A 23138-nucleotide genomic window follows, 5' to 3' on the forward strand; every position below is an offset into this window, starting at 1 on the left:
CCGATGAGAACGGCGGGCCGATGCTGTGGCAGCACCTGTTCTGGTTCTTCGGCCACCCCGAGGTCTACATCATCGCGCTGCCGTTCTTCGGCATCGTTACCGAGGTGATCCCGGTCTTCGCCCGCAAGCCGCTGTTCGGCTACAAGGGGATGGTGGGGGCGACGATGGCGATCGGCTTCCTCTCGCTGGCGGTGTGGGCGCACCACATGTACGCCACCGGCGCGGTGCTGCTGCCGTTCTTCGCGTTCCTGACGTACCTGATCGCGGTGCCCACCGGCCTGAAGTTCTTCAACTGGCTCGGCACCATGTGGCGGGGCCAGATGACCTTCGAGACGCCGATGCTGTTCTCGATCGGCTTCATGGTCACCTTCCTGCTGGGCGGCCTGACCGGCGTGCTGCTGGCCAGCCCGCCCCTGGACTGGCACGTGAACGACAGCTACTTCGTCGTGGCGCACTTCCACTACGTCGTCTTCGGCACGGTGGTGTTCGCCGCCTACGCCGGCATCTACTTCTGGTTCCCGAAGATGTGCGGCCGGATGATGGACGAGCGGCTGGGCAAGCTGCAGTTCTGGCTGACGTTCATCGGCTTCCACACCACGTTCCTGGTGCAGCACTGGCTGGGCAACGAGGGGATGCCGCGGCGCTACGTGGACTACCTGCCGACGGATTCCTTCACCGCGCTGAACATGGTCTCCACCATCGGTTCGTTCATCCTCGGTGCCTCGGTGATCCCGTTCATCTACAACGTGGTGAAGTCCTGGAAGTACGGCGAGCTGGCGCTTCGCGACGACCCGTGGGGCCACGGGAACTCGCTGGAGTGGGCGACGTCCTCGCCGCCGCCGCGGCACAACTTCGTCGAGATCCCGAAGATCCGCTCGGAGCGGCCGGCGTTCGAGGCCCACTACCCCCACCTGCTCGAGCGGCTCCAGGTGGAAGCTCACGCCGGCAAGGGGCACGGGCCGTACGCGGACGACATGGCTCCCGGCGAGTCGGGACCCCGCCAGGGCCCGAGGGACCCCGACCCCACCTGACCGAGGAATCCCGGGGGTCGCTCGTCCTCTCGGCCTCCGGGCGGGGGTCCCGGGGGCGGCCACGTCGCGATGGGCTCCGGGTGGCCGCCCGGGAGGCGGCGGCCATACCGCCGTCAGCTCAGGGGAGCTGGCTGTCCACGTCGAGATCGTCGAGCCCGTCGACAGCCGCATCGTCGGCGTCGTCGAGCACCTCGCGGATGACGGCCGCAGCCAGGCCGCCGTTGTAGCCCTTGCGGGCGAGCATGCCCATCAGGCGCCGGGTGGCCGTGGCGCGGTCGAGCCGACGCATCGCGCCGGCCCGCCGCTCCACCAGCCGGCGGGCGGAAGCCCGCTCGTCCTCGTCGTCGACCTCTCCGACAGCCTCGGCCGCCACCTCGGGGTCGACCCCCTTGGCGCGCAGCTCCTGGCTCAGCGCTCGTCGAGCGAGCCCGCGGCCCGACTGCCGGGAGCTGACCCATGCACGGGAGAAGGCAGCGTCGTCGATCAGCCCGACCTCGGTGAACCGGTCCAGCACCGTCTCCGCGGCGTCGTCGGGGACGCCTCGATCTGCCAGAAGATCGGCCAGCTGCTGCCTCGTCTTCGGTGCCCCGGTGAGGGCACGCAGACAGATCCCGCGGGCCACCGACTCGGGGTCCTTCATCTCCTCCGGCGTCTCGTGCTCGACGTCCGGGTTCACGGGATCGTCGAGGCTTCGGGCCGCCGACCGGCGCGCGCCCGGCCCGAAGCCGGACCCGCGTCGACGGGTCGAGGAGAAACTGGACACCTGGCGGCTCAGAAGTCGGCGGGTGCGGCGTCGACCGGGGTGTCGAGCTGCGGCCCGATCCCGAGCTTCTCCTTGATCTTCTTCTCGAGCTCGTCGGCGAGGTCGGGGTTGTCCTTCAGGAAGTTGCGCGAGTTCTCCTTGCCCTGGCCGAGCTGGTCACCCTCGTACGTGTACCAGGCGCCGGACTTCTTGACGAAGCCCTGCTCGACGCCGACGTCGATGAGCCCGCCCTCGCGGCTGAAGCCCTGACCCCACAAGATGTCGAGCTCCGCCTGCTTGAACGGGGCTGCCACCTTGTTCTTGACGACCTTGACCCGGGTGCGGCTGCCGACGGCGTCGGTGCCCTGCTTCAGGGTCTCGATGCGGCGGACGTCGAGACGGACCGAGGAGTAGAACTTCAGCGCACGGCCACCGGTGGTGACCTCGGGCGAGCCGTAGACGACGCCCACCTTCTCGCGCAGCTGGTTGATGAAGATCGCCGTCGTCCCGGAGTTGCTGAGCGCACCGGTGATCTTGCGCAGCGCCTGGCTCATGAGGCGGGCCTGCAGACCGACGTGGCTGTCACCCATCTCGCCCTCGATCTCGGCACGGGGCACCAGGGCGGCGACGGAGTCGATGACGATGATGTCGAGCGCGCCCGAGCGGATCAGCATGTCGGCGATCTCGAGCGCCTGCTCCCCCGTGTCGGGCTGGCTGACCAGCAGCGCGTCGGTGTCCACCCCGATGGCGCGGGCGTACTCCGGGTCGAGCGCGTGCTCGGCGTCGACGAACGCGGCGATGCCGCCGGCGGCCTGGGCGTTGGCCACCGCGTGCAGGGCGACCGTCGTCTTACCGGAGGACTCCGGGCCGTAGACCTCGACGACCCGGCCGCGTGGCAGGCCACCGATGCCCAGAGCGATGTCGAGGGCGATCGAGCCGGTCGGGATGACCTTCATGGCCACCTCGGGGCTGTCGCCCAGGCGCATGACCGAGCCCTTGCCGAACTGCTTGTCGATCTGGGCGAGGGCCATGTCGAGGGCCTTGTCGCGGTCGAGCGTTGCCATGGTGGCCACCTTCGAAGTTCTGGGGAAGTTGTCGGGTTCGACGCTAGGGCGGGGGTCCGACAATTCCGGGGCCCCGGCGGATCTGTGGAGAGCGGTCCTGCCTGTGGACGCCACTGTAGGACGAACACCTGTTCGATCGCCAGGACGACACGCCGCCTTCTCGTCGCGGCGGTCAGCGCTCCTTCGGCGGCACCTCGTACACCTCGCAGATCGCCAGCCAGACCTTGCGCACCGGCAGGCCGGCGTCGATCGCATCGACGGCGGTGCGCCCGCCGAGGGTGGAGAACACGTGGTCGCGGGCGACGCTCTGGGCGCGCATCGCGCCGAACTGGCGGTCGAGCCGGGACCAGAACTCCTGCAGTCGCACGCCCCGACGCTAACGCGTCCACGGATCGACGTGCCCGACCGCACCTAGGCTGTCGGCATGATCCCCGGCACCGGATCGGACGGCTGGGACCTCGTCCTGCAGATCGCCATCGCCCTGGCGCTGCTGGTCGCCCTCGTCCTGATGATCAAGAACTTCCGCGACCGCTGACCCTCGCGCCCGCGACCCACACGATCGCCAGCGGCAGCACCAGCGCCGCCGAGACCGCGGCGACCAGCCCGAACCCGCCCAGGGTGAGCAACGGGCCGCCGACCACCCCGGCCAGCGCCGCGCCGAGCCCCATCAGCAGATCCGTGCCGCCCTGGGCGGTCGGCCGCAGATCCGCACCGACGGACTCGGTGACCAGCGTCGACCCCGCGATCAGGCCGCACGACCACCCCAGCCCCAGGAGCAGCAGACCCGCGCCGAGCTGGACGGCGGCGCCCGGCGCCGCGGTGCCGGCCAGCGCGGCCGCCGCGAGCAGGAGGACGCCGCCCACCGCGACGGTGGCCCGGCGTCCCGCACGGTCGGCGAGCATCCCGACCAGCGGCGAGAAGAGGTACATCCCGGCCACGTGCACGCTGATGACCAGCCCGATCACGCGCAGGGTCGCGCCGTCCGAGGCGCCCGCGTGCCCCATGTGCACCGGGGTCATGACCATGACGCCGACCATCACCGAGTGCGCGACGATCACGGCGGTGAGCCCGAGACGTCCGGGCGGGGACGCCCAGACCGCGCGCACCGCGACCCCCGTGGCGCGACGCGGCCGTGGCCCGTCGCCCCCACCCCCGAGCCCTCGGGCGAGCAGGAGCGGATCAGGCCGCAGCAGGACGAGGAGCGCTCCGGCGACGAGGGCGAACACGATCGCCGACACTGCGAAGCCGCCACCGAGGGCCGGCAGGCCCAGCGCACGCCCCAGGTCGGCTCCCGGACCGGCCAGGTTCGGCCCCAGGACGGAGCCCACGGTGGTCGCCCAGACCACCAGCGAGAGGTCCCGGCCGCGTCGGGCCGGCGTCGCGAGGTCGGCCGCGGCGTAGCGGGCCTGCAGCCCGCAGGCGGTGGCGGCGCCGAAGGCGAAGAGCCCCGCGACGAGCAGCGGCAGCGAGGACAGCCGGGCGGCCACGACGGTCACCACCGCGCCCAGCACGGCGATGCCGTACCCCGCGGCCAGGCCCGCACGACGTCCGGCCCGGTCGCTGAGGCGGGCCAGCGGGACGGCGATCACGGCCGCCCCGAGCACGCCCGCGGTCTGCCCGATGCCGGCCGCGGTGTCGGTACCGGCGACGTCCCGGGCCAGCAGTCCGCCGACCGTGATGCCCACGGTGACGCCCAGCCCGGCGAGCGCGACGCCGCCGCTGAGCACGGCGACGGTCCGTCGCTGGACGGCGATCAGGTCGATGCCGGTGGCGACCGTCCGCGTCTCGGGGCTCTGGGGCACGGGGGGAGTCTGCCCGACGGGGCCGTGCACGGACGGGCGGTTCCGCTGTCGGCACGGGCGAACTGTCGTACCCCACGGGGACACTGGTCGCGTGTCCGCTCTCGACCGGTTCTCCGAGGCCACCCGCGCCTGGTTCACCGGTGCCTTCGTCCGCCCCACCACCGCGCAGGAGGGCGCGTGGGAGGCGATCAGCAGCGGCGAGCACGCCCTCGTGGTCGCACCCACCGGGTCGGGCAAGACGCTGGCGGCGTTCCTGTGGTCGCTGGACCGGCTGGCCGCCACTCCCCCGCCGGCCGAGGAACAGCTGCGCTGCCGGGTCCTCTACGTCTCCCCGTTGAAGGCCCTCGCCGTCGACGTCGAGCGCAACCTGCGTGCGCCGCTGGCCGGCATCGGGCAGGCCGCCGCCCGGCTGGGGCTGGAACGTCCGGAGATCCGCGTCGGCATCCGCTCCGGCGACACCCCGGCCGACGAACGGCGCGCGTTCACCCGCCGCCCGACCGACATCCTGATCACCACCCCCGAGTCGCTGTTCCTGCTGCTCACGAGCTCGGCGCGGGAGGCGCTGCGCGGCGTCGAGACGGTGATCGTCGACGAGGTCCATGCGGTCGCCGACACCAAGCGCGGCGCCCATCTCGCGGTCTCCCTCGATCGGCTCGACGAGCTGCTGGATCGCCCCGCCCAGCGCATCGGGCTGTCGGCGACCGTGCGCCCGATCGAGGAGGTCGCGACGTACCTCGCGGGTGGGCGGCCGGTGCAGATCGTGTCCCCGCCGTCGACCAAGGAGTGGGACCTCTCGGTCGTCGTCCCGGTCGAGGACATGAGCGAGCTGGGCCAGCCGACCGGCGAGCTGGAGGGGTCGGCCGCCGGGAACCAGCCACGCACGTCCATCTGGCCCGCGGTCGAGGAGCGCGTGCTCGACCTGGTCCAGGCCCACCGCAGCACGATCGTCTTCGCCAACTCGCGCCGCCTGGCGGAGCGGCTGACCAGCCGGCTGAACGAGCTGGCCTACGAGCGGGCCACCGGGGAGCCCGTGCCGCCCGGCACCAATGCCGCCGCCCTCATGGCCCAGGCGGGCTCGGGCGGCGGCGTGCCCGAGGGCATCCAGCCGGTGGCCGCGGCGCACCACGGATCGGTGTCCCGGGAGCAGCGCGCCATCGTCGAGGAGGCGCTCAAGTCCGGGCGGCTCCCGGCCGTGGTGGCCACCTCGAGCCTCGAGCTGGGCATCGACATGGGCGCCGTCGACCTCGTCGTGCAGGTCGAGTCGCCCCCGACGGTCGCCAGCGGACTGCAGCGCGTCGGCCGGGCCGGCCACCAGGTGGGCGCCGTCAGCCGCGGCGTCCTCTTCCCCAAGTACCGCGGCGACCTGGTCCAGTGCGCGTTGGTCGCCGAGCGCATGAAGTCCGGCGCCATCGAGTCCATCCGATACCTGCGCAACCCGCTCGACGTCCTCGCCCAGCAGATCGTGGCGATGGTGTCCGAGCGCCCCCGCACCGTCGCCGAGGTCGCGGCGCTGCTGCGGCGGTCGGCCGCGTTCTCCTCCCTGCCCGACTCCGCGCTGCACGCGGTCCTCGACATGCTGGCCGGGCGGTATCCCTCCGACGCCTTCGCCGAGCTGCGGCCCCGGCTCACCTGGGACCGGGTCACCGACACCCTGACGGCCCGGGCGGGCGCCCAACGGCTGGCGGTGACCAGCGGCGGCACCATCCCCGACCGTGGGCTCTTCGGCGTCTTCATCGTGGGCGCCGAGGGCACCGGTGGGCGCCGGGTCGGCGAGCTCGACGAGGAGATGGTCTACGAGTCGCGGGTCGGGGACGTCTTCCTGCTCGGCTCCTCCTCGTGGCGCATCGAGGACATCACCCACGACCGCGTGCTGGTCACCCCCGCACCCGGGCAGCCGGGCAAGATGCCGTTCTGGCACGGCGACGCCCCCGGCCGCCCGCTGGAGCTGGGCCGGGCGCTCGGCGCCTTCCTGCGCGAGGTGGGGTCGGCGACGCCCGAAGCCGGGCTGGAGCGTGCCCGGGCCGCCGGTCTGGACGAGTGGGGTGCCGCGAACCTGCAGACCTACCTCGCCGAGCAGAAGGCGGCGACCCGACACCTGCCCGACGACCGCACCCTGCTGGTCGAGCGGTTCCGCGACGAGCTCGGCGACTGGCGACTGGTCGTGCACTCGCCCTTCGGCGCTCAGGTCAACGCCCCGTGGGCACTGGTGCTCGCGTCGAGGCTCCGCGAGCGGTACGGCGTCGACGTCGCGTCCATGCATTCAGACGACGGCATCGTGCTGCGCCTGCCCGACACGACCGGTGAGCCCCCGGAGGCCGACCTCGCCGTCCTCGACCCCGACGACGTGGAGCGCGAGGTGACCGCGGAGGTCGGCACGTCGGCGCTGTTCGCCAGCCGGTTCCGCGAGTGCGCCGCCCGGGCGCTGCTCCTGCCCCGCCGCGACCCCCGCCGCCGCACGCCGTTGTGGCAGCAGCGCCAGCGGGCGGCCCAGCTGCTGTCGGTGGCGAGCGAGTTCGCCTCCTTCCCGATCACCCTGGAAGCCGCCCGCGAGGTCCTGCAGGACGTCTACGACGTCCCCGGACTGGTCGAGCTTATGAGCGACGTGCGGTCGCGGAAGGTCCGCGTCGTCGACGTGCAGACCGACTCGGCCTCCCCCTTCGCCCAGTCGCTGCTGTTCGGTTACGTGGGCCAGTTCCTCTACGAGGGTGACGCGCCGCTGGCCGAACGCCGGGCCCAGGCGCTGGCCCTCGACACCGGGCTGCTCGCCGAGCTGATGGGCCGGACGGAGCTGCGCGAGCTGCTCGACGGCGAGGCCATGGCCGAGATCGAGGCGGAGCTGCAGCGGCTGCCCGCCCAGCGCCATCCGCGCGACATCGACGGCGCCTCCGACCTGCTGCGCGGGGTCGGTGACCTCACCGCCACCGAGGCCGCCGCCCGGGGGGTCCCGCAGGAGTGGCTGGACGAGCTGGTGGCCTCCCGGCGGGTCCTGCAGGTCCGCATCGCCGGCGAGGAACGCTACGTCGCCATCGAGGACGCCGGACGACTCCGCGACGCCCTCGGGACCGCGCTGCCCGTCGGCGTGCCGGAGGTCTTCACCGAGCCGGTCGCCGATCCGCTCGGCGACCTCGTGGGGCGATTCGCCCGCACCCACGGGCCGTTCCAGCCGGCGGAGACCGCCACCCGCCTCGGCCTGGGCGTCGCCGTGGTCACCGCGACCCTGCAGCGGCTCACCGGCACCGGTCGCCTGGTCACCGGCGAGTTCCGCCCCGGCGGCAGCGGACAGGAGTGGTGCGACGCCGAGGTGCTCCGCTCCATCCGCCGCCGCAGCCTGGCCAAGCTGCGCCAGGAGGTCGAGCCGGTCCCGATCGGGACGCTGGCGCGGTTCACCCCGTCCTGGCAGGGCGTCGGCGGCCGGCTGCGCGGAGCCGACGGCGTCCTCGCCGTGGTGGAGCAGCTCGCCGGGGCACTCGTGCCCGCGAGTGCGCTCGAGTCGCTGGTCCTGCCGTCCCGGGTCCGTGACTACTCCCCCGCCATGCTCGACGAGCTGACCAGCGCCGGTGAGGTCCTGTGGGCGGGAGCGGGTGGGCTCCCCGGCGGCGACGGCTGGATCAGCCTCGTCCCCGCCGATCTGGCGCCGTTGCTGCTGCCCGAACCGCTGGACGTCCCCGACGGGGGCGCACCCGTGCTCGAGCAGCTCGCCGGCGGTCAGGCCCTGTTCTTCCGCGGCCTCTCCGACCTGGTCGGCGCCACCGACGACACGGCGATGGCCGACCTCGTCTGGGACCTCGTCTGGGCGGGTGTCCTCACCAACGACACCCTCGCGCCCCTGCGCACCCGCCTGGGAGGCGGCGGCACGCACCGCAGCAAGCCGCAGGCCCCGCGGGCCCGGATCGACCGCGGACGGGCCGGCCGGGCCCGTCTCGGCCGGCCGGCGATGCCGACCCGCACCGGTCCGCCGACGGTGGCCGGCCGCTGGTCACGACTGCCCGACCGCGAGGCCAACGGCACCCGCCGGACGACGGCGCGCGCCGAGGCACTGCTGGAACGCCACGGCGTCCTGACGCGCGGCGCCGTCATGGCCGAGCAGGTGCCGGGCGGCTTCTCCGCCGTCTATCCGGTGCTGCGCGCCTTCGAGGAGAACGGCCGGGCCCGCCGCGGCTACTTCGTCGAGACTCTGGGGGCGGCCCAGTTCGGGACCCCGGGATCCATCGACCGGCTGCGCACCTTCGCCTCGCCCGACCGCGTGCCCGGCGGCGCCGTCGTCCTCGCGGCGACCGACCCGGCCAACGTCTACGGCGCGGCCCTGCCCTGGCCCGAGCGTCAGGGCCCGGGCGACCCGGACGCCGTCGACCTCGGCGAGGGCACCGCAGCGGCCCGCAAGCCGTCCGGGCACCGCGCCGGGCGGAAGGCCGGAGCGCTGGTCGTCCTGGTGGACGGCAACCTGGTCCTCTACGTCGAGCGGGGCGGCAAGACGCTGCTGTCCTGGACGGAGGAGGAGCAGGTGCTCAAGGAGGCCGCCACCGCGCTCTCCGGGGCGGTCGCGGCCGGCGCGCTGGGCCGCATGGTCGTGCAGAAGGCCGACGGCGCCTCGGTGCACGAGTCGACGCCACTCTCCGCGGCGCTGCAGGCGGCCGGGTTCGCCGCTACGCCTCGGGGCCTGCGGCTACGCGCGTGAGGACGGGACGCCGACGATCGAGGATCAGTCGCGGGAGGGCCGCAACCACCGGGATAGCCACCGGGTGAGCAGCGGCATGGCCACGTGGCCGAGCAGCAGCACCACGACCGTCGCCGACAGCAGCAGGCGGGCCTCGACCGGCCAGCCCTGCAGGTGCGGGGTGACCAGCAGCTGGAACAGCGAGGTGATCGCGAAGACCACGGCGATGGTCAGCACGGTCAGCCGCCACCGCGGACCGGGGCGGGCAGGGCGCGTGAAGAAGCTCTCGAGCCCGTCCACGCGGGCGTACCTCGCGTCGTCGACCATGTCCTCGACGTGCGCCAGCGCCGAACGCCGCTCCGACGAACGCTCCCACGCGGCCAGCGACTCATCGTCCTCGAAGCGGTAGACCAGGTGGTACTCGGAGCTGCCGGGGCCGGGGCGCAGCAGGCTGGCACCGAGGTTGCCGGGAAAGCGTGATGCCAGCTCCAGGACGTTCTCGGCCCAGCGCTCGAAGGCTTCCCGCCGGTCCGGACGCACCACCCGGGCGACCGTGACGGTCACCGGTTCCGCGTGCGGAGCGGACGGGTCACTGCTGAACCGGGCGCGCAGACGCAGAGGGACGCTCACGGACCTGTGCAGCGCCCGGGACGCTGACCGTCATCCCGGTTGTCGGAGGTCTCACACCATGTGAGCAGGGTCGTTCCGGGGCAGGGACACTGGGGACGTGCCCGAGGGAGACACCGTCTGGCTGGCGGCCCAGCGGATGAACACCGCGCTCGCCGGCGCCACGCTGCGACGCGGCGAGTTCCGCCTCCCCCAGTTGGCCGCCCTCGACCTGACCGGCAGCACGGTCCGCGAAGTGATCCCGCGCGGCAAGCACCTGCTCATCCGGCTGGCCGACGACCGCACCCTGCGCACGCACTTCCGCATGGACGGCAGCTGGCACATCTACCGGCCCGGCACGAAGTGGCGCGGCGGGCCCGGGTACGACGTCCGGGTGGTGCTGGCCACCGATGAGTGGGAGTGCGTGGGTTACCGGCTGCACGACGTCGACATCGTCCCCACGGCCGACGAGGACCGGCTGGTCGGCCACCTCGGCCCCGACGTCCTCGGACCGGACTGGGACCTGGACGAGGCGCTGCGCCGGCTTCGCGCGCACCCCGACGAGCAGATCGGCGTGGCCATCCTCGACCAGCGCAACCTGGCCGGGATCGGCAACCTCTACAAGGTCGAGTCGCTGTTCTTGGCCGGCGTCCATCCGTGGGCGCGCGTCGGCGACGTCCCGAACCTCGTCCAACTGGTCGAGCGGGCGCGCACCCTGATGCTGGCCAATCGCGACCATCCCGAGCAGAGCACCACGGGCGACACCCGTCGCGGCCAGGACCACTGGGTCGCCGGACGGAAGGGCAGACCCTGTCGCCGCTGCCGGACCCCGATCCTCCTCGGCGAGCAGGGCCCCACGACGCAGGAGCGCGTCACCTGGTGGTGCCCCCGGTGCCAGGCCGCGCGGTCGCCGATCGATCCGCAGGCGCGTACCGGGGAGCCGGACCACCCGCAGCCGGTGACGCTCTACCGCTGACCCGCCGACGAGCCCCGGACGGGGGCGTCAGACCCAGAAGGTGTCGTGGCGGAGGAAGAACTCCGTCCAGTCCTCGGGCGTCATCGCGTCGCGGCGGGCCGCGTCGGCGAGGGTCTCGAAGTACTCCTCGCGGGGCGCGCCGGGGGTGAACAGCAGCAGCATCGACGCCGGTTCCCCGGATTCGTTGCGGAAGCCGTGGACTCCCCCCTCGGGCACGTGCAGGAAGTCTCCCGCCTTCCCGTCGATCCAGCGCTCGCCGTCGTACAGCCGGACGGTGCCGTCCAGCACGTAGAACGACTCGGTGATGCCCCGGTGGAAGTGCGGACCCGGCCCCGTCGCCGCCGGTCCCATCTCCCACCGGTAGAGACCGAACGCGCCACCGGTGGTCGCACCGGTCGCGAGGTAGTGCGCGGCCCCGCCCGAGCCGAGGGCGAGGTCGGCGGGGGCGTCGGCGCGCCGGAGTGCCGCGGTCACCTCGCCGGCGGAACCGGTGTAGCGATCAGGCGGGTAGCCCGGACCGGACACCGACGTCTCCCCGGCCCGGGCCCGCGATCAGGCCTGCTCGGGACGCTCGGCCGGCTGGGCCTCGCGCTGCTCGCCGGTCGCCTGCGGCACCGCAGGAGCGCCCTGCTCGATCGCCTGCGCCGGCTGGCCGCTCTCGACCGCCGGGGCGCCGCCCATGGAGGCACGGATCTGGTCCAGCCGCGAGGCACCGGCGACGTCGAGCGTCGCCTTCTGTACCTCCAGCATCCGGCCCTCGACCGAGCCCTGCGCCAGCTCCGCCTGCCCCAGCGCGTTCGCGTACCGCGCCTCGATCTTGTCGCGCACCTCGGACAGGCTGGGCGTGTTGCCCGGCGCCGAGAGCTCGTTGACCTGCTTCATCGACGCGGCGACGTGCTCCTGCATCTTCGCCTGCTCGAGCTGGGACATCAGCTTGGTGCGCTCGGCCAGGGTCGTCTGCAGCCGCATGCGGCTCTGCTCGACGGCGCCGCGCGCCTGCTCGGCTGCCTGCAGCGCCTCGTCGTGACTGCGCTTGAGGTCCTCCATCGACTGCTCGGCCGCGACCAGCTGCGTGGCGAAGGCCTGGGCGGCGTTCTCGTACTCGGTCGCCTTGCTCGCGTCGCCCGAGCCGCGGGTCTTGTCGGCGAGCACCAGCGCCTGACGGGCGGACGCCTGCAGCTTCTCCACCTCGCCGAGCTGGCGGGACAGCCGCATCTCCAGCTGGCGCTGGTTGCCGAGGACGGCGGCCGCCTGGTTGGCCAGCTGCTGGTGCCGCTGCTGCTCCGCCTCGATCGCCTGCGCGATCTGGATCTTCGGGTCGGCCCGCTGGTCGATCTGGGCGTTGGCCGACGCCGTGAGGTACTTCCACAGCTTCACGAACGGATTGGGCATGGGTCCTCCTGCTCCGGCGCAGCGGCCGGCCCGGTGGTGCGCGTCGCTGCCATCGTCCCAGGTGATGCGGGGTCGAAGCCAACGCGGGCGGACAGTTCCCTCCCGCGGCTAGGGTTCCTCCGTGTCCGAGACCCCTGTCCTGGCCGTGCTGGGCGAGCTGGTGGTCGATCTCCTCCCCGTTCCCGACGCCGGGTCCGGACCCGAGGGGACGGCCCCGCAGTACGTCGCACGGCCCGGCGGCAACGCCCTCAACGTGGCCGTCGCGGCGGGCCGGCTGGGCGCTTCCGTCCGCCTGATGGCGCGCCTGGGCACCGGTCCCCTCGCGGTCAACCTGCGCCGGCACGCCGAGCTCTCCGGCGTCGACACGGCCGGGTTCGTCGAAGCCGAGGAGTCGGTGAGCCTGGCCGTCGTCGGGCTCGGTCCCGACGGCTCTCCGGACTACGGCTTCCACGTCCTCGGTGCCGCCGACTGGCAGTGGACCGATGACGAGCTCGCGCGCGTCCTGCCCGCCTGCACCGGCGCGCTGCACGTGGGATCGATCTCCAGCTGGACCGCTCCGGGGGCCGACGCCATCGCCCGCCTGGTCGAGCGCCTGCACGCCGACGGGGGCACGCTGATCAGCGTCGACCCGAACATCCGGCCGATGCTCGCCGACGGTCCGGTCGGGGGCGTCCTCGGCAACAGCGGGCCCGTCGTCCGGTCGCGGCTCGACCGGCTCGTGGCGCAGGCCGACCTGGTGAAGGTCAGCGCCGAGGATCTCGCGTGGCTCGAGGACCCGGCCGACCTCGACGCCGCCGCAGCGGAGTGGGCCGACCGCGGGCCGGCCCTCGTGCTGCTCACCGACGGCGGGGACCCCCTGCGGATCGCCCGGCCGGGGCGGCCGGTCCTGCACCGCGAGCCGCCGGTGGTGACCGTCGTCGACACCGTCGGGGCGGGTGACTCGCTGGCGGCCGGGCTGCTCACCGGGCTGCTCGGCGCCGGCGTCACGACGCGGGCGGCCCTGGAGGCCCTCCCCGACGACGCGCTCCTCGCCCTGGTCGACGACGCCGCGCTGGTGGCCGCCCTGAACTGCACCCGGGTGGGCGCCGACCCGCCCACCCGCGCCGAACTCGAGGCCGCGAAGCGGTGACCACCGCCGGGGACGGCGGCATCTCCGTCGTCGGCTTCGCGGAGCTGTCGGCGACGACGGTCCGGGCGCGCCTGCTCGACGCCCACGACCGCTTCTGGGACGTCGAAACGCGGGCGCTGCACGACCCGGTGTGGTTCCACCAGTTCGGGGGCTTCGGCGCGCTGGCGCGGAGCAGCACGGGCGAGGACGTCGGGTACGTGCTCGGAGCCGTGACCGCGGACCGGCTGGCGCACCTCCACCTGCTGGCGGTGCGCGACGACCACCGGGGGACCTCGCTGGGCCGGCAGCTGTGCGGCTGGTTCGACGGGCTGGCGACCAGCACCGGCGCCCGCGTCGTCCAGACCGTCGTCCGCCCCGACGACGCCGCGGCGCTCGCCTTCCACACCGCGCTGGGGGCCGGCGCCCACCTGTCGCGGGACCATGCCGGTCCGGGAGCGGACCGGGTGGTCCTGACCCGGTTCCTAGCCCTCGGCTGACCACCCGCCCGAGGCCAGGAGACCGGCCAGCAGGGCCGCGTGCCGGTGCCGCGTCGTCGACCGGCCGGGCTGGAGGACGACGCCGACCAGCCACCGCGCCGCGAGCTCGGCGCTGTCGGGCTCGACCGAGAGCGCCTCGGCCAGGCGCCCGGTGACCTCGCCCCACCGCGGAGCATCCGCGCCGAGCAGACCGGCGAGGACGTCGGGCTCGGCCACGGCCAGCCGCCGGAGCACGGGGTGGCCGCCGAGCTCGTCGGAGAGCGCCGCGAGCGCGCGGTCGAGCGGCAGTCCGGCCGCGAGGAAGGTCAGCCGGTCCAGCTCGGCGGCGAGGACGGCGGCCACCACGTCGTCCTTGGTCCGGAAGTGGTTGTAGAGGGTCGCCTTGGCGACGCCTGCCGCGGTCGCGATGGACTGCATGGTGCTGCGCCGCAGCCCCTGCTCCGCGAAGGCCCGGGCGGCTCCGTCGAGGAGACCGAGCCGGGTGCGCCCCATCGCGTTGCCGCTGCGGGTGTGCGAGCCCGGGTGGTGCACCGGGCCCCGCCACGCGGACGGTCCGGCGAGCGACATGGGTCCTGTCTCGCACCGACCTGCGGGTTCGTCAAGGACGACGGGCGTGTCGCCCCGGTCAGGCGGCGAGCGAGACGGCCTCGCCACGCCGCAGGGCCGACCGGGCGGGGGCCCCGACGAGGGCCAGCGCCGGCTCGGCGACCGGCTGGGCGACCGCCGGCTGCTCGGCAGCGGGCTCCGCCTCGGCGGCCGGCACGTCGGTGGTGGGCGCGAGCGGCCGGACGGCGCCGCCGCCGGCGACCCGCAGCTCCAGGCTGACCTCGGCGAGGAGGTCGGCGAGCTCGACATCGAGGGCGTCGCAGATGGAGGCGAGCAGCTCCGACGATGCTTCCTTCTGGCCGCGCTCCACCTCCGAGAGGTAGCCGAGGCTGACCCGGGCAGCCCCGGAGACGTCGCGCAGCGTGCGGCGCTGACTCAGCCGGTGGCCGCGCAGGGTGTTCCCGAGCTGGGTGCGCAGCAGCGTCATGGCCGTCTCCTGTCCTGCGAGCGGGGAAGCGGCGGCGCCCTGGTGGAGCGGGGTGCCGTGCGCTCACGGTACGCGGCGCCAGCCGTCGGAGCCGGGCCGACCGGCGTGCGTCCGCTGATGGCGTAACGCCGTCCCCCGTCCGGGCGTTCCCGGTGTCGGGCCGGGCGCGCGGGGTGCCGGTCCGGGGGCGAGCCCTCAGGCCAGGCGGGCGAGCAGCGCCTCCATGGCCGCGTCCACCGCGGCGGACCGGACAGCGGACCGGTCGCCGGTCAGGTCGAGCTCGTGCACGTCGGTCCGGCGGCCGTCCCCGATGCCGAGGTAGACCCGACCGGGCGCGTGGCCGTCGACGGGGTCCGGGCCCGCGACGCCCGTCAACCCGACCCCCCACGTGGCCCCGCACCGGTCGCGGACGCCGTCCGCGAGTGCGGCGGCGGTGTCCGGGCTGACCGGGCCGTGCCGGTCCAGCAGGCCGGCCGGGACGCCCGCCAGCGCCGTCTTGAGGTCCGTCGCGTAGACCACCACGCCACCCCGGAGGGTGGCGCTGACGCCGGGCACGGCGGCCAGGGTGGCGCAGAACAGCCCCGCGGTCAGGGACTCGGCGGCGGCGACCGTCTCCGCCCGGGCGAGGAGGGCGGCGTGGAGACGGACGGCGGCGGGATCGGTCACGCCCCATCCTCGCGCAGCTGTACCTTCCTGCCGGTCGACCTCCTCTCTAGAGTGCGGCTCGGGCATCCCGCCGGAGGCCCGAGCGCCCACCTGGGAGGCGCCGGCATGTACGAAGACACGGACCCCGAGACCCCCCTGGTCCGCCTCGTCGGTGGCCTCTCGCTGCACTACGGCGGCCGCCGGATGGCCCTGCCTCCGGGCAGCCATCGCCTGCTCGCCTACCTCGCCCTGCACCCCGGGGGCGTCGACCGTCGCAGCGCGGCAGGCGTCCTGTGGCCCACCGTCGACGACGGCCGGGCTGCCGGCAACCTGCGTTCGGCGCTGTGGCGGCTGCAGCAGGTGAGCTGCCCGCTGGTCCACGCGGAGCCGTCGTCTCTCGCGCTGCGCCGGGGCGTGGAGGTCGACGTCGCCCGTCTCGAGGCCTGGGCAACCCGCATCGTCTCCGGGCGCGCCACGCCCGAGGACCTCGCCGTCGCCCCGGGCCCGATCGCCGAGCTGGAGCTCCTGCCGGGCTGGTACGAGGACTGGGTGCTGGTCGTCCGCGAACGCCTGCACCTGCGCCGGGTGCACGCGCTGGAGGAGCTCAGCCTGCTGCTCCGGCGGTCCGGGCGCCCGTCGGCCGCGGTGGAGGCGGTCCACCTCGCGGTGCAGGCGGAGCCGCTGCGCGAGAGTGGCCAGCTCGCGCTCATCGAGGCCCACCAGGCGGCCGGGAACTGGGCGGTCGCGCGGCAGCAGTTCGACGCGTTCCGGCGCATCCTGCGCCGGGAGATCGGGATCGAGCCGAGCCCGGAGCTCACCGCGGTCGCGACGGCGCCCCGTCGGCGCTAGGCCGCGGTGTCGGTGCGGGCGCCGCTGGCCCCGCTCGGACCCGCCGCGCGGCGGGCCGCGGCGGCGCGCATGGCCCGCGCGCTGGTCCGGCGCAGCGTCAGCGCCCGGTAGACGTAGTCCAGGCCCGTGAGCACGGTCAGCGCGAGCGCCGCGGCCATGATCCACCAGCGGCCGGTCGCCGGCAGGCCGGTCAGCGGCACGATGTACAGGCCGATCGCGAGGGACTGGACGACCGTCTTCGCCTTGCCCCCGCGGCTCGCGGCGATCACGCCGTGCCGGATGACCCAGAAGCGCAGGACCGTCACGCCGACCTCACGCACCAGGATCACCACGGTCACCCACCAGGGCAGCAGCCCGAGCACCGAGAGCCCGACCAGGGCGGTGCCGATCAGCGCCTTGTCGGCGATGGGGTCGGCCAGCTTGCCGAACTCGGTGACCTGGCCGGTCCGGCGCGCGATCATCCCGTCGTAGCGGTCGGTGATGATGGCGAGGACGAAGACCAGGGCCGCCCAGTAGCGGTCGCTGTCGTCGAGGCCGCCGTCGTGGAGCAGGAGGACGGCGAACACCGGCACCATCGCCAGCCGCAGGACGGTCAGTGCGTTGGGCAGGTTGACGAGCTTGACCGACGACGGTGGGGTGGCTGCCGGGTCAGGGGCGACGTCGGTCACCGCGGTCACCGCCCGACCGGGCCACTGGCGAACGCCGGCTCCAGAACGCGGGCGACGAGGTCGATGCCCTCGGTGCCCACGACCTCGGCGGACACGAGCCGCCCCGCGAGGGCGTCATCGGGCACACCGACGACCGTCGTCGTCCCGTCCGCGTCGGGATCCTGGTGGGCGGCGTGACCTGCCCAGACCCCGGGCCCCTCCTCGGCGGAGAGGTCCTCGGTCAGCAGCACCTCGACGCGCTCCCCGATCCGGTCCTCGGCGCGCTGCGCCGTGAGCTCCTCGACGAGGTCGGTGATCCGCCGGACGCGCGCGTCGATCTCGGCCTGGTCCAGCTTCCCGTCGAGGGTGATGGCCTCGGTGCCCTCCTCGTCGGAGTAGCCGAACACGCCGACGGCGTCCAGACGGCCCTCGACGAGGAAGCGCTCGAGCTCGGCGACGTCGGCCTCGGTCTCACCGGGGAAACCGAGGATGACGTTGGTGCGGAAGCCGGCCGTGGGGGCGAGCGACCGCGCCCGCTCGATGAGGCCGAGGAAGTCGTCGGTGCCGCCGAACCGGCGCATCCGGCGCAGCAGCGTCGGCGAGGAGTGCTGGAAGGACAGGTCGAAGTACGGCGCAACCCGGTCGGACGCGGCGATGATCTCCAGCAGACCCGGGCGCAGTTCGGCCGGCTGCAGGTAGGCCACGCGCACGCGGACGATGCCTTCGACGGCGGCCAGCTGCGGCAGCAGCTTCTCCAGCGAGCGGAGGTCGCCGAGGTCCTTGCCGTAGGAGGTGGAGTTCTCGCTCACGAGGACCAGCTCGGTGACGCCCTGGGCGGCCAGCCACTGCGCCTCGCCGAGCACCTCGGCCGGCGGCCGCGACACGAACGCCCCGCGGAAGGTCGGGATGGCGCAGAAGGAGCAGCGCCGGTCGCATCCCGACGCCAGCTTCAGCGCGGCCGTCGGGCCCGACGCCAGGCGCTTGCGGCGCAGCCAGTCGTGGCCGGGGATCGACGGCGCGTCCGCTGCCGCCGTGGCGGCCGTCCGCTGCACCGGGCTGATCGGCAGCAGAGTCCGGCGGTCGCGCGGGGTGTGCGGGACCAGCGGGCGGCCTTCGAGCACGTCGTCCAGCCGGTCGCCGATGGTGCCGTAGTCGTCGAAGCCGAGCACGGTCGCCTCGGGCAGCGCGCCCGCCAGCTCCGAGCCGTACCGCTCTGCCATGCAACCGACCGCGACGACGGACGCGCCCGAGTCGGTCGCCGCCAGGATCGCGTCGACGGAGTCCTTCTTCGCCGTCTCGATGAAGCCACAGGTGTTCACCAGGACGGCGTCGGCACCCTCGGCGTCGTCGACGAGTTCGTAGCCCTCGGCGGCCAGCCGCCCGGCGAGCTCCTCGGAGTCCACCTCGTTGCGGGCGCAGCCGAGGGTCACCACCGCCACCGTCCGCCCACGAGGATCGGACCCTGAGGTCTGGGCGGGGCGGGGCAGAGCTGTCACCGCCCCATCGTAGTCGGCCCTACGGGCCGTGCCCGGCGGGAAGGCCGTGGCGGCGGTCTCAGGCGCCGCCGCCGCCACCCCGGAGGGTGAACAACGTGGCCTCGAGCTCGTCGGGCTTGATGAGCACGTCTCGTGCCTTCGACCCCTCGGAGGGCCCGACGATGCCGCGGCTCTCCATGAGGTCCATGAGCCGGCCCGCCTTCGCGAAGCCGACGCGGAGCTTGCGCTGCAGCATCGACGTCGACCCGAACTGGCTGGTGACGATGAGCTCGACGGCCTGCACGAGCAGGTCGAGGTCGCTCCCGATGTCCTCGTCGATCTCCTTCTTCTCGCCGGCCGCGGCGGTGAAGACCTCTTCCCGGTACTCGGGCTCGGCCTGGCGCTTGGTGAACTCGACGACCGCCTCGATCTCGGTGTCCGAGACGTAGGCGCCCTGGACGCGCATCGGCTTGCCGGCGCCGATGGGCAGGAAGAGCGCGTCACCCATGCCGATGAGCTTCTCCGCGCCCGGCTGGTCGAGGATGACCCGGCTGTCGGTGAGGCTCGAGGTGGAGAACGCCAGCCGCGACGGGACGTTGGCCTTGATCAGGCCGGTGACCACGTCGACGGAGGGCCGCTGCGTGGCGAGCACGAGGTGGATGCCGGCGGCGCGTGCCTTCTGGGTGATCCGCACGATCGATTCCTCGACGTCGCGCGGCGCGACCATCATGAGGTCGGCGAGCTCGTCGACGATCGCGAGGATGTAGGGGTAGGGCTGGTAGACCCGCTCGCTGCCCGGCGGCGTGCTGATCTCGCCCTTCTCCACCTTGCGGTTGAAGTCGTCGATGTGCCGGACGCCGGTGGAGCGCATGTCCTGGTAGCGCTGCTCCATCTCCTCGACCAGCCAGGCCAGCGCGGTGGCGGCCTTCTTCGGGTCGGTGATGATCGGCGTGATCAGGTGCGGGATGCCGTCGTAGGGCGTCAGCTCGACCATCTTCGGGTCGATGAGGATCATCCGCAGCTGCTCCGGGGAGGCGCGCAGCAGCAGCGAGGTCAGCAGCGAGTTGATGCAGCTGGACTTGCCGGCACCGGTCGCACCGGCGACCAGGAGGTGCGGCATCTTCGCGAGATTGGCGCAGACGAAGCCGCCCTCGATGTCCTTGCCCAGGCCGACCAGCATCGGATGCGGGTCCTGCCGGGCCTCCCGTGACCGCATGACGTCGCCCAGGCTGACGGTCTCGCGGTCGGCATTGGGCACCTCGATGCCCACGGCGGACTTGCCCGGGATGGGCGCCAGGATCCGGATGTTGTCGTTGGCGACGGCGTAGGCGATGTTCTTGGTCAGCGCGGTGATCTTCTCGACCTTGACCGCGTTGCCCAGCTCGACCTCGTAGCGGGTGACCGTCGGGCCCCGGGTGAAGCCGGTGACGTCGGCGTCGATGGTGAACTGGGTCAGGACTCCCCGGATGGCCTCCGTGACCACGTCGTTGGCCTTGGAGGAGGCCTTCGGCGGGGTGCCCGGACGCAGCACGCTCAGCGGCGGCAGCGTGTAGTCGCCCTGTACGGGCTGGATCGCCAGCTGCACCGGCTCGTCGATCGGCGGCAGGTCCTCCGGTGGGGCGGTCCGGTCGATGATCGGCCGGCGCAGCTGCACGGGCTCCGGCTCGCCGACGACCACCGCGTCGGCGGCCGCGTCGAGCGCACCGGTGTCGATCGGGCCCGTCGTGAGCAGGTCCTCGGACAGTGCCTTGCGGCCGAAGCGCCGCCCCTTGGGCGCGAGCTCTTCGTCCTCCGGCTCGTCGTCCTCGTAGTCCTCGTCGTCGTCGTACTCGTCGCCGCGGCCGAGCAGCCAGTCACCGAGGTCGCTGAAGCGCTGCGGGATCTGGTGGACGGGGGTCGCGGTGATGACCAGGACGCCGAAGAACGCGACCAGGACGAAGAGGACGACGGCCACGGCCGTGCCGACACCTGCCGCCAGCGGCATCCCGACGGCCCAGCCGATCAACCCGCCCGAGCCGGGGACGCCGGCCTTGGGATCGCCCGGCGTGCCGACGATCTGGGCGATGCCGAGCACCGAGGCCACCGTGCAGAGCCAGCCGATCACCAGCCGCCCCCGGGCCTCGGGGTGCGGGCCGCTGCGCAGCAGCCGCAGGGCGGCGAAGAACAGCACCACGGGCAGGACGACGACGAGGGCGCCGACGATCCAGCGGACACCCGTCGTCAGCGCCTCACCGACCGGGCCGATGCCGTTGCTCCAGGCGGCGGCGCCGAGGACGACGGCGAGACCGAGCACCGCCAGGCCGACGCCGTCACGCCGGTGCTCGGGGGCCAGCGATTCGGCCTCCTCCGGGCGGGCGACCGACCGCGCGAGACCCCCGGCGCCACGGGCGAGCAGGTTCCAGCTCCCGGAGACGACGCCCCAGAGACCGGACGAGTTCTTCTTCTTCGCGGCCGGACGGCGGTTGGCCGTCGAGCCCCGCTTGGCGGGCGGCCGCTTCTTGCTCGCAGCCGTCGAACCGGAACCGGCGCGGGATCTCGGGGAAGACCCCGACGGTCGACGCGTCGGCGTGGTGCGGGCAGGCATGCGTCGGACGGTAATCGCCTTCCCGGCTCGTTTCGGGCAGGTGGGAGTACGTGTCCCCTCCCGCCGTCGGGGCCCTAACGTCACAGGCATGGTTTCCACCCCCCTCCCCCACGGCGGATGGCCCACCCCGATCACCTCCGCACTCGTCGTGCGCGCGGCGGCCCGACTGGGCGAGGTGGTGGTCGACGGGACCGACGTCTGGTGGTCGGAGTCACGGCCGAGCGAGCAGGGCCGGTCGGTGATCGTGCGGCGGTCGGCCGACGGCACGGTCACCGACGTGCTCCCCCCGCCCTGGAACGCGCGCACCCGCGTCCACGAGTACGGCGGCGGCGCCTGGACGGTGTCGGACGGGACGCTCTGGTTCACCGAGTTCTCGGACCAGCGGCTGTACCGGCTGGACGCCGGCAGCGAGTCCCCCTCGCCCGTGACCCCCGAACCGGAGGTGCCGTCGGGAGTCCGGCACGCCGACCTCCGTGTCACCCCGGCCGGCGTGCTCGCCGTCCGGGAGACCCATCCGGCCGCCGGCGGCGCGGCCGACGTGGTCAACGAGATCGTGCGGATCACGGCGGAGGGCACCGAGGTCCTGGTCTCCGGCCCCGACTTCGTCTCCGACCCACGCCTCGCGCCGGACGGCGCAACGCTGTCCTGGCTGCGGTGGGACCACCCCCACATGCCCTGGGACGCCGCCCAGCTGGTCGTCCGGGCCGCCGACGGCACGGAGCACGTGCTCGCCGGCGGCCCCGGGGAGTCGGTCGTCCAGCCGACGTGGGGCGAGGACCTGGCGCTGTGGTGGTTCAGCGACCGGACGAACTTCTGGTCGCTGTACCGGAAGCGGCCGCACGAGCAGGCCGAACTCGTCGTCGACGTGGGCAGCGACATCGCCGGCCCGCAGTGGGTGTTCGGGGCGAGTCGCTTCGCGCTGCTCGCGGACGGCCGGGTCGCCTTCGCGTACGGCCGGGCGGGCGCCGACCGGCTCGCCGTCCTGGAGGCGGACGGGAGCGTGCGGGAGCTCGACGTCCCGTACGCGACGTTCCGGTACGTGACGGCGCAGGGCACCTCGGTGGTCTGCGTGGCGGGGAGCCCGTCGAGCGAGCCGGTCGTGCTGCGGGTCGACGTCGACGGCGGGGAGCCGGAGATCCTGCGGCCGGCGCGCGACCTCGGCCTGGACCCGGGCTGGTTCTCGGCGCCGGAGCACGTCACCTTCCCCACCGAGGACGCCGGCACCGGGATCGCGGAGGCGCACGCGCTCGTCTACCCGCCCACGAATCCGGAGGCGACGACCCCGGACGGCGGGCTCCCGCCGCTGCTCGTCGTCGTGCACGGCGGTCCGACGGCGGCCGCGGTCCCGGTGCTGAACCTGGACGTCCAGTACTGGACGTCGCGCGGCTTCTGCGTCGCCGACGTCGACTACCGCGGGTCCGTGGGCTACGGACGCCGGTATCGCGACGCACTGCAGGGCCGTTGGGGCGTGGTCGACCTGGACGACGTCGTCGCGTGCGCGCGCTTCCTCGCCGACAGCGGGCGGGTGGACCCCGCGCGGATGGCGATCCGGGGCGGATCGGCCGGCGGCTACACGACGCTGGCCGCGCTCACGATGCGCCCGGGCGTCTTCACCGCCGGCGCCAGCCACTACGGGGTCGCGGACCTCGGTGCGCTCGCCGCCGAGACGCACAAGTTCGAGTCCCGCTACCTCGACGGCCTCGTGGCCCCGTGGCCGTCGGGCCGGGCGGTGTACGACGAGCGCTCGCCGATCAACCACGTCGACGCCCTCGACACCCCGCTGGCGGTCTTCCAGGGCGACGAGGACGCGGTCGTGCCGCCGGACCAGGCGGAGGCCATCGTCGCGGCGCTGCGGGAGAAGGGCGTGCCGCACAGCTACCTGCTGTTCGCGGGCGAGCAGCACGGCTTCCGGCAGGCGGCGAACATCCGCGCGGCGCTGGACGGCGAGCTGTCCTTCTACGCGCAGGTGTGGGGCTTCGAGCTGCCGGCCGAGGAGGGCATCACGCCGATCGCGGTGGTCACCTCCTGATGGC

General features: G+C 73.8%; 20 protein-coding genes. 7 read left to right on the forward strand and 13 right to left on the reverse strand.

Features of this window, described 5'->3' with window-relative positions; genetic code table 11:
• A partial coding sequence (locus CRP30_RS21940) for a cytochrome c oxidase subunit I (protein ID WP_200814916.1) occupies positions 1–1031 on the forward strand: 1031 nt, incomplete at its 5' end.
• 118 nt (positions 1032–1149) lie between these two features.
• On the opposite strand, the gene CRP30_RS21945 is transcribed toward CRP30_RS21940, so the two are convergent.
• The 4 genes from CRP30_RS21945 to CRP30_RS21960 all read right to left on the reverse strand — a co-directional run bounded on the left by CRP30_RS21945 (position 1150) and on the right by CRP30_RS21960 (position 4639).
• Positions 1150–1707, reverse strand: a complete 558-nt coding sequence (locus CRP30_RS21945) for a regulatory protein RecX (protein ID WP_235003617.1) — start codon at positions 1705–1707, stop codon at positions 1150–1152.
• 95 nt (positions 1708–1802) lie between these two features.
• Positions 1803–2837 (reverse strand): recombinase RecA, encoded by a 1035-nt coding sequence (gene recA, locus CRP30_RS21950; RefSeq protein ID WP_097186169.1) that lies wholly within the window; start codon positions 2835–2837, stop codon positions 1803–1805.
• Positions 2838–3009: 172 nt separating this feature from the next.
• A complete protein-coding gene (locus CRP30_RS21955; RefSeq protein ID WP_097186170.1) occupies positions 3010–3204 on the reverse strand; it encodes a DUF3046 domain-containing protein in 195 nt (64 codons plus the stop codon).
• Positions 3205–3349: 145 nt separating this feature from the next.
• Positions 3350–4639 (reverse strand): MFS transporter, encoded by a 1290-nt coding sequence (locus tag CRP30_RS21960; RefSeq protein WP_235003618.1) that lies wholly within the window; start codon positions 4637–4639, stop codon positions 3350–3352.
• A gap of 91 nt (positions 4640–4730) precedes the next feature.
• On the opposite strand from CRP30_RS21960, the gene CRP30_RS21965 reads away from it, so the two are divergent.
• On the forward strand, positions 4731–9314 hold the full coding sequence (locus CRP30_RS21965) for an ATP-dependent helicase (RefSeq protein ID WP_097186171.1): 4584 nt from the start codon (positions 4731–4733) through the stop codon (positions 9312–9314).
• A 24-nt stretch (positions 9315–9338) separates the two neighbouring features.
• Here the strand turns inward: CRP30_RS21965 and CRP30_RS21970 are convergent, their stop codons facing one another.
• Positions 9339–9857, reverse strand: a complete 519-nt coding sequence (locus CRP30_RS21970; protein ID WP_235003619.1) for an antibiotic biosynthesis monooxygenase — start codon at positions 9855–9857, stop codon at positions 9339–9341.
• 163 nt (positions 9858–10020) lie between these two features.
• Here CRP30_RS21970 and CRP30_RS21975 point away from each other — a divergent pair, with 163 nt between their 5' ends.
• The gene (locus tag CRP30_RS21975; protein WP_097186172.1) at positions 10021–10875 is read left to right on the forward strand and encodes a DNA-formamidopyrimidine glycosylase family protein; all 855 of its coding nucleotides are present in this window, start codon (positions 10021–10023) and stop codon (positions 10873–10875) included.
• A gap of 27 nt (positions 10876–10902) precedes the next feature.
• Here the strand turns inward: CRP30_RS21975 and CRP30_RS21980 are convergent, their stop codons facing one another.
• Complete coding sequence (locus CRP30_RS21980; protein ID WP_097186173.1) at positions 10903–11400, reverse strand: cupin domain-containing protein; 498 nt, start codon at positions 11398–11400, stop codon at positions 10903–10905.
• A gap of 27 nt (positions 11401–11427) precedes the next feature.
• Positions 11428–12267, reverse strand: coding sequence for a PspA/IM30 family protein (locus tag CRP30_RS21985; RefSeq protein ID WP_097186174.1), 840 nt, complete (start codon positions 12265–12267; stop codon positions 11428–11430).
• Positions 12268–12388: 121 nt separating this feature from the next.
• Here CRP30_RS21985 and CRP30_RS21990 point away from each other — a divergent pair, with 121 nt between their 5' ends.
• Positions 12389–13396: a PfkB family carbohydrate kinase gene (locus CRP30_RS21990; RefSeq protein WP_097186175.1), complete on the forward strand. Its 1008-nt coding sequence runs from the start codon at positions 12389–12391 to the stop codon at positions 13394–13396.
• The gene (locus CRP30_RS21995) at positions 13393–13872 is read left to right on the forward strand and encodes a GNAT family N-acetyltransferase (protein WP_159961869.1); all 480 of its coding nucleotides are present in this window, start codon (positions 13393–13395) and stop codon (positions 13870–13872) included. Before CRP30_RS21990 ends, CRP30_RS21995 begins: the two co-directional genes overlap by 4 nt.
• Here CRP30_RS21995 and CRP30_RS22000 read toward each other — a convergent pair.
• The 3 genes from CRP30_RS22000 to CRP30_RS22010 all read right to left on the reverse strand — a co-directional run bounded on the left by CRP30_RS22000 (position 13858) and on the right by CRP30_RS22010 (position 15571).
• Positions 13858–14439, reverse strand: a complete 582-nt coding sequence (locus tag CRP30_RS22000) for a TetR/AcrR family transcriptional regulator (RefSeq protein ID WP_235003620.1) — start codon at positions 14437–14439, stop codon at positions 13858–13860. The genes CRP30_RS21995 and CRP30_RS22000 overlap by 15 nt on opposite strands.
• 58 nt (positions 14440–14497) lie before the next feature.
• The gene (locus tag CRP30_RS22005) at positions 14498–14905 is read right to left on the reverse strand and encodes a helix-turn-helix domain-containing protein (RefSeq protein ID WP_097186177.1); all 408 of its coding nucleotides are present in this window, start codon (positions 14903–14905) and stop codon (positions 14498–14500) included.
• A 195-nt stretch (positions 14906–15100) separates the two neighbouring features.
• On the reverse strand, positions 15101–15571 hold the full coding sequence (locus CRP30_RS22010; RefSeq protein ID WP_235003621.1) for a CinA family protein: 471 nt from the start codon (positions 15569–15571) through the stop codon (positions 15101–15103).
• 105 nt (positions 15572–15676) lie between these two features.
• On the opposite strand from CRP30_RS22010, the gene CRP30_RS22015 reads away from it, so the two are divergent.
• Positions 15677–16399 carry an AfsR/SARP family transcriptional regulator gene (locus CRP30_RS22015; protein WP_097186179.1) on the forward strand — a complete coding sequence of 241 codons (723 nt, stop codon included), beginning with the start codon at positions 15677–15679 and terminating at the stop codon, positions 16397–16399.
• Here CRP30_RS22015 and pgsA read toward each other — a convergent pair.
• The 3 genes from pgsA to CRP30_RS22030 are packed head-to-tail and all read right to left on the reverse strand — an operon-like array spanning position 16396 to position 21105.
• Positions 16396–17067 carry a CDP-diacylglycerol--glycerol-3-phosphate 3-phosphatidyltransferase gene (pgsA, locus tag CRP30_RS22020; protein ID WP_235003622.1) on the reverse strand — a complete coding sequence of 224 codons (672 nt, stop codon included), beginning with the start codon at positions 17065–17067 and terminating at the stop codon, positions 16396–16398. The two genes, CRP30_RS22015 and pgsA, sit on opposite strands and share 4 nt — an antisense overlap.
• A gap of 5 nt (positions 17068–17072) precedes the next feature.
• Positions 17073–18542 (reverse strand): MiaB/RimO family radical SAM methylthiotransferase, encoded by a 1470-nt coding sequence (locus tag CRP30_RS22025; protein ID WP_235003623.1) that lies wholly within the window; start codon positions 18540–18542, stop codon positions 17073–17075.
• Positions 18543–18600: 58 nt separating this feature from the next.
• Positions 18601–21105, reverse strand: coding sequence for a DNA translocase FtsK (locus tag CRP30_RS22030; protein WP_097186181.1), 2505 nt, complete (start codon positions 21103–21105; stop codon positions 18601–18603).
• Positions 21106–21193: 88 nt separating this feature from the next.
• Between CRP30_RS22030 and CRP30_RS22035 the strand changes: the two genes are divergently transcribed.
• Positions 21194–23134, forward strand: a complete 1941-nt coding sequence (locus CRP30_RS22035; RefSeq protein WP_097186182.1) for an alpha/beta hydrolase family protein — start codon at positions 21194–21196, stop codon at positions 23132–23134.
• Positions 23135–23138: the final 4 nt, after the last annotated feature.

The organism is Blastococcus haudaquaticus (genome assembly GCF_900230285.1).
GTDB classification, from domain to species: Bacteria; Actinomycetota; Actinomycetes; order Mycobacteriales; family Geodermatophilaceae; genus Blastococcus_B; species Blastococcus_B haudaquaticus.

Bases quoted from the DNA above. Each gene is read 5' to 3' on its own strand.
- CRP30_RS22005 (WP_097186177.1), bottom strand. From the start codon at position 14,905: ATGACGCTGCTGCGCACCCAGCTCGGGAACACCCTGCGCGGCCACCGG.
- CRP30_RS22015 (WP_097186179.1), top strand. From the start codon at position 15,677: ATGTACGAAGACACGGACCCCGAGACCCCCCTGGTCCGCCTCGTCGGT.
- CRP30_RS22035 (WP_097186182.1), top strand. From the start codon at position 21,194: ATGGTTTCCACCCCCCTCCCCCACGGCGGATGGCCCACCCCGATCACC.
- CRP30_RS21985 (WP_097186174.1), bottom strand. From the start codon at position 12,267: ATGCCCAATCCGTTCGTGAAGCTGTGGAAGTACCTCACGGCGTCGGCC.
- CRP30_RS22030 (WP_097186181.1), bottom strand. From the start codon at position 21,105: ATGCCTGCCCGCACCACGCCGACGCGTCGACCGTCGGGGTCTTCCCCG.
- CRP30_RS22000 (WP_235003620.1), bottom strand. From the start codon at position 14,439: ATGTCGCTCGCCGGACCGTCCGCGTGGCGGGGCCCGGTGCACCACCCG.
- recA (WP_097186169.1), bottom strand. From the start codon at position 2,837: ATGGCAACGCTCGACCGCGACAAGGCCCTCGACATGGCCCTCGCCCAG.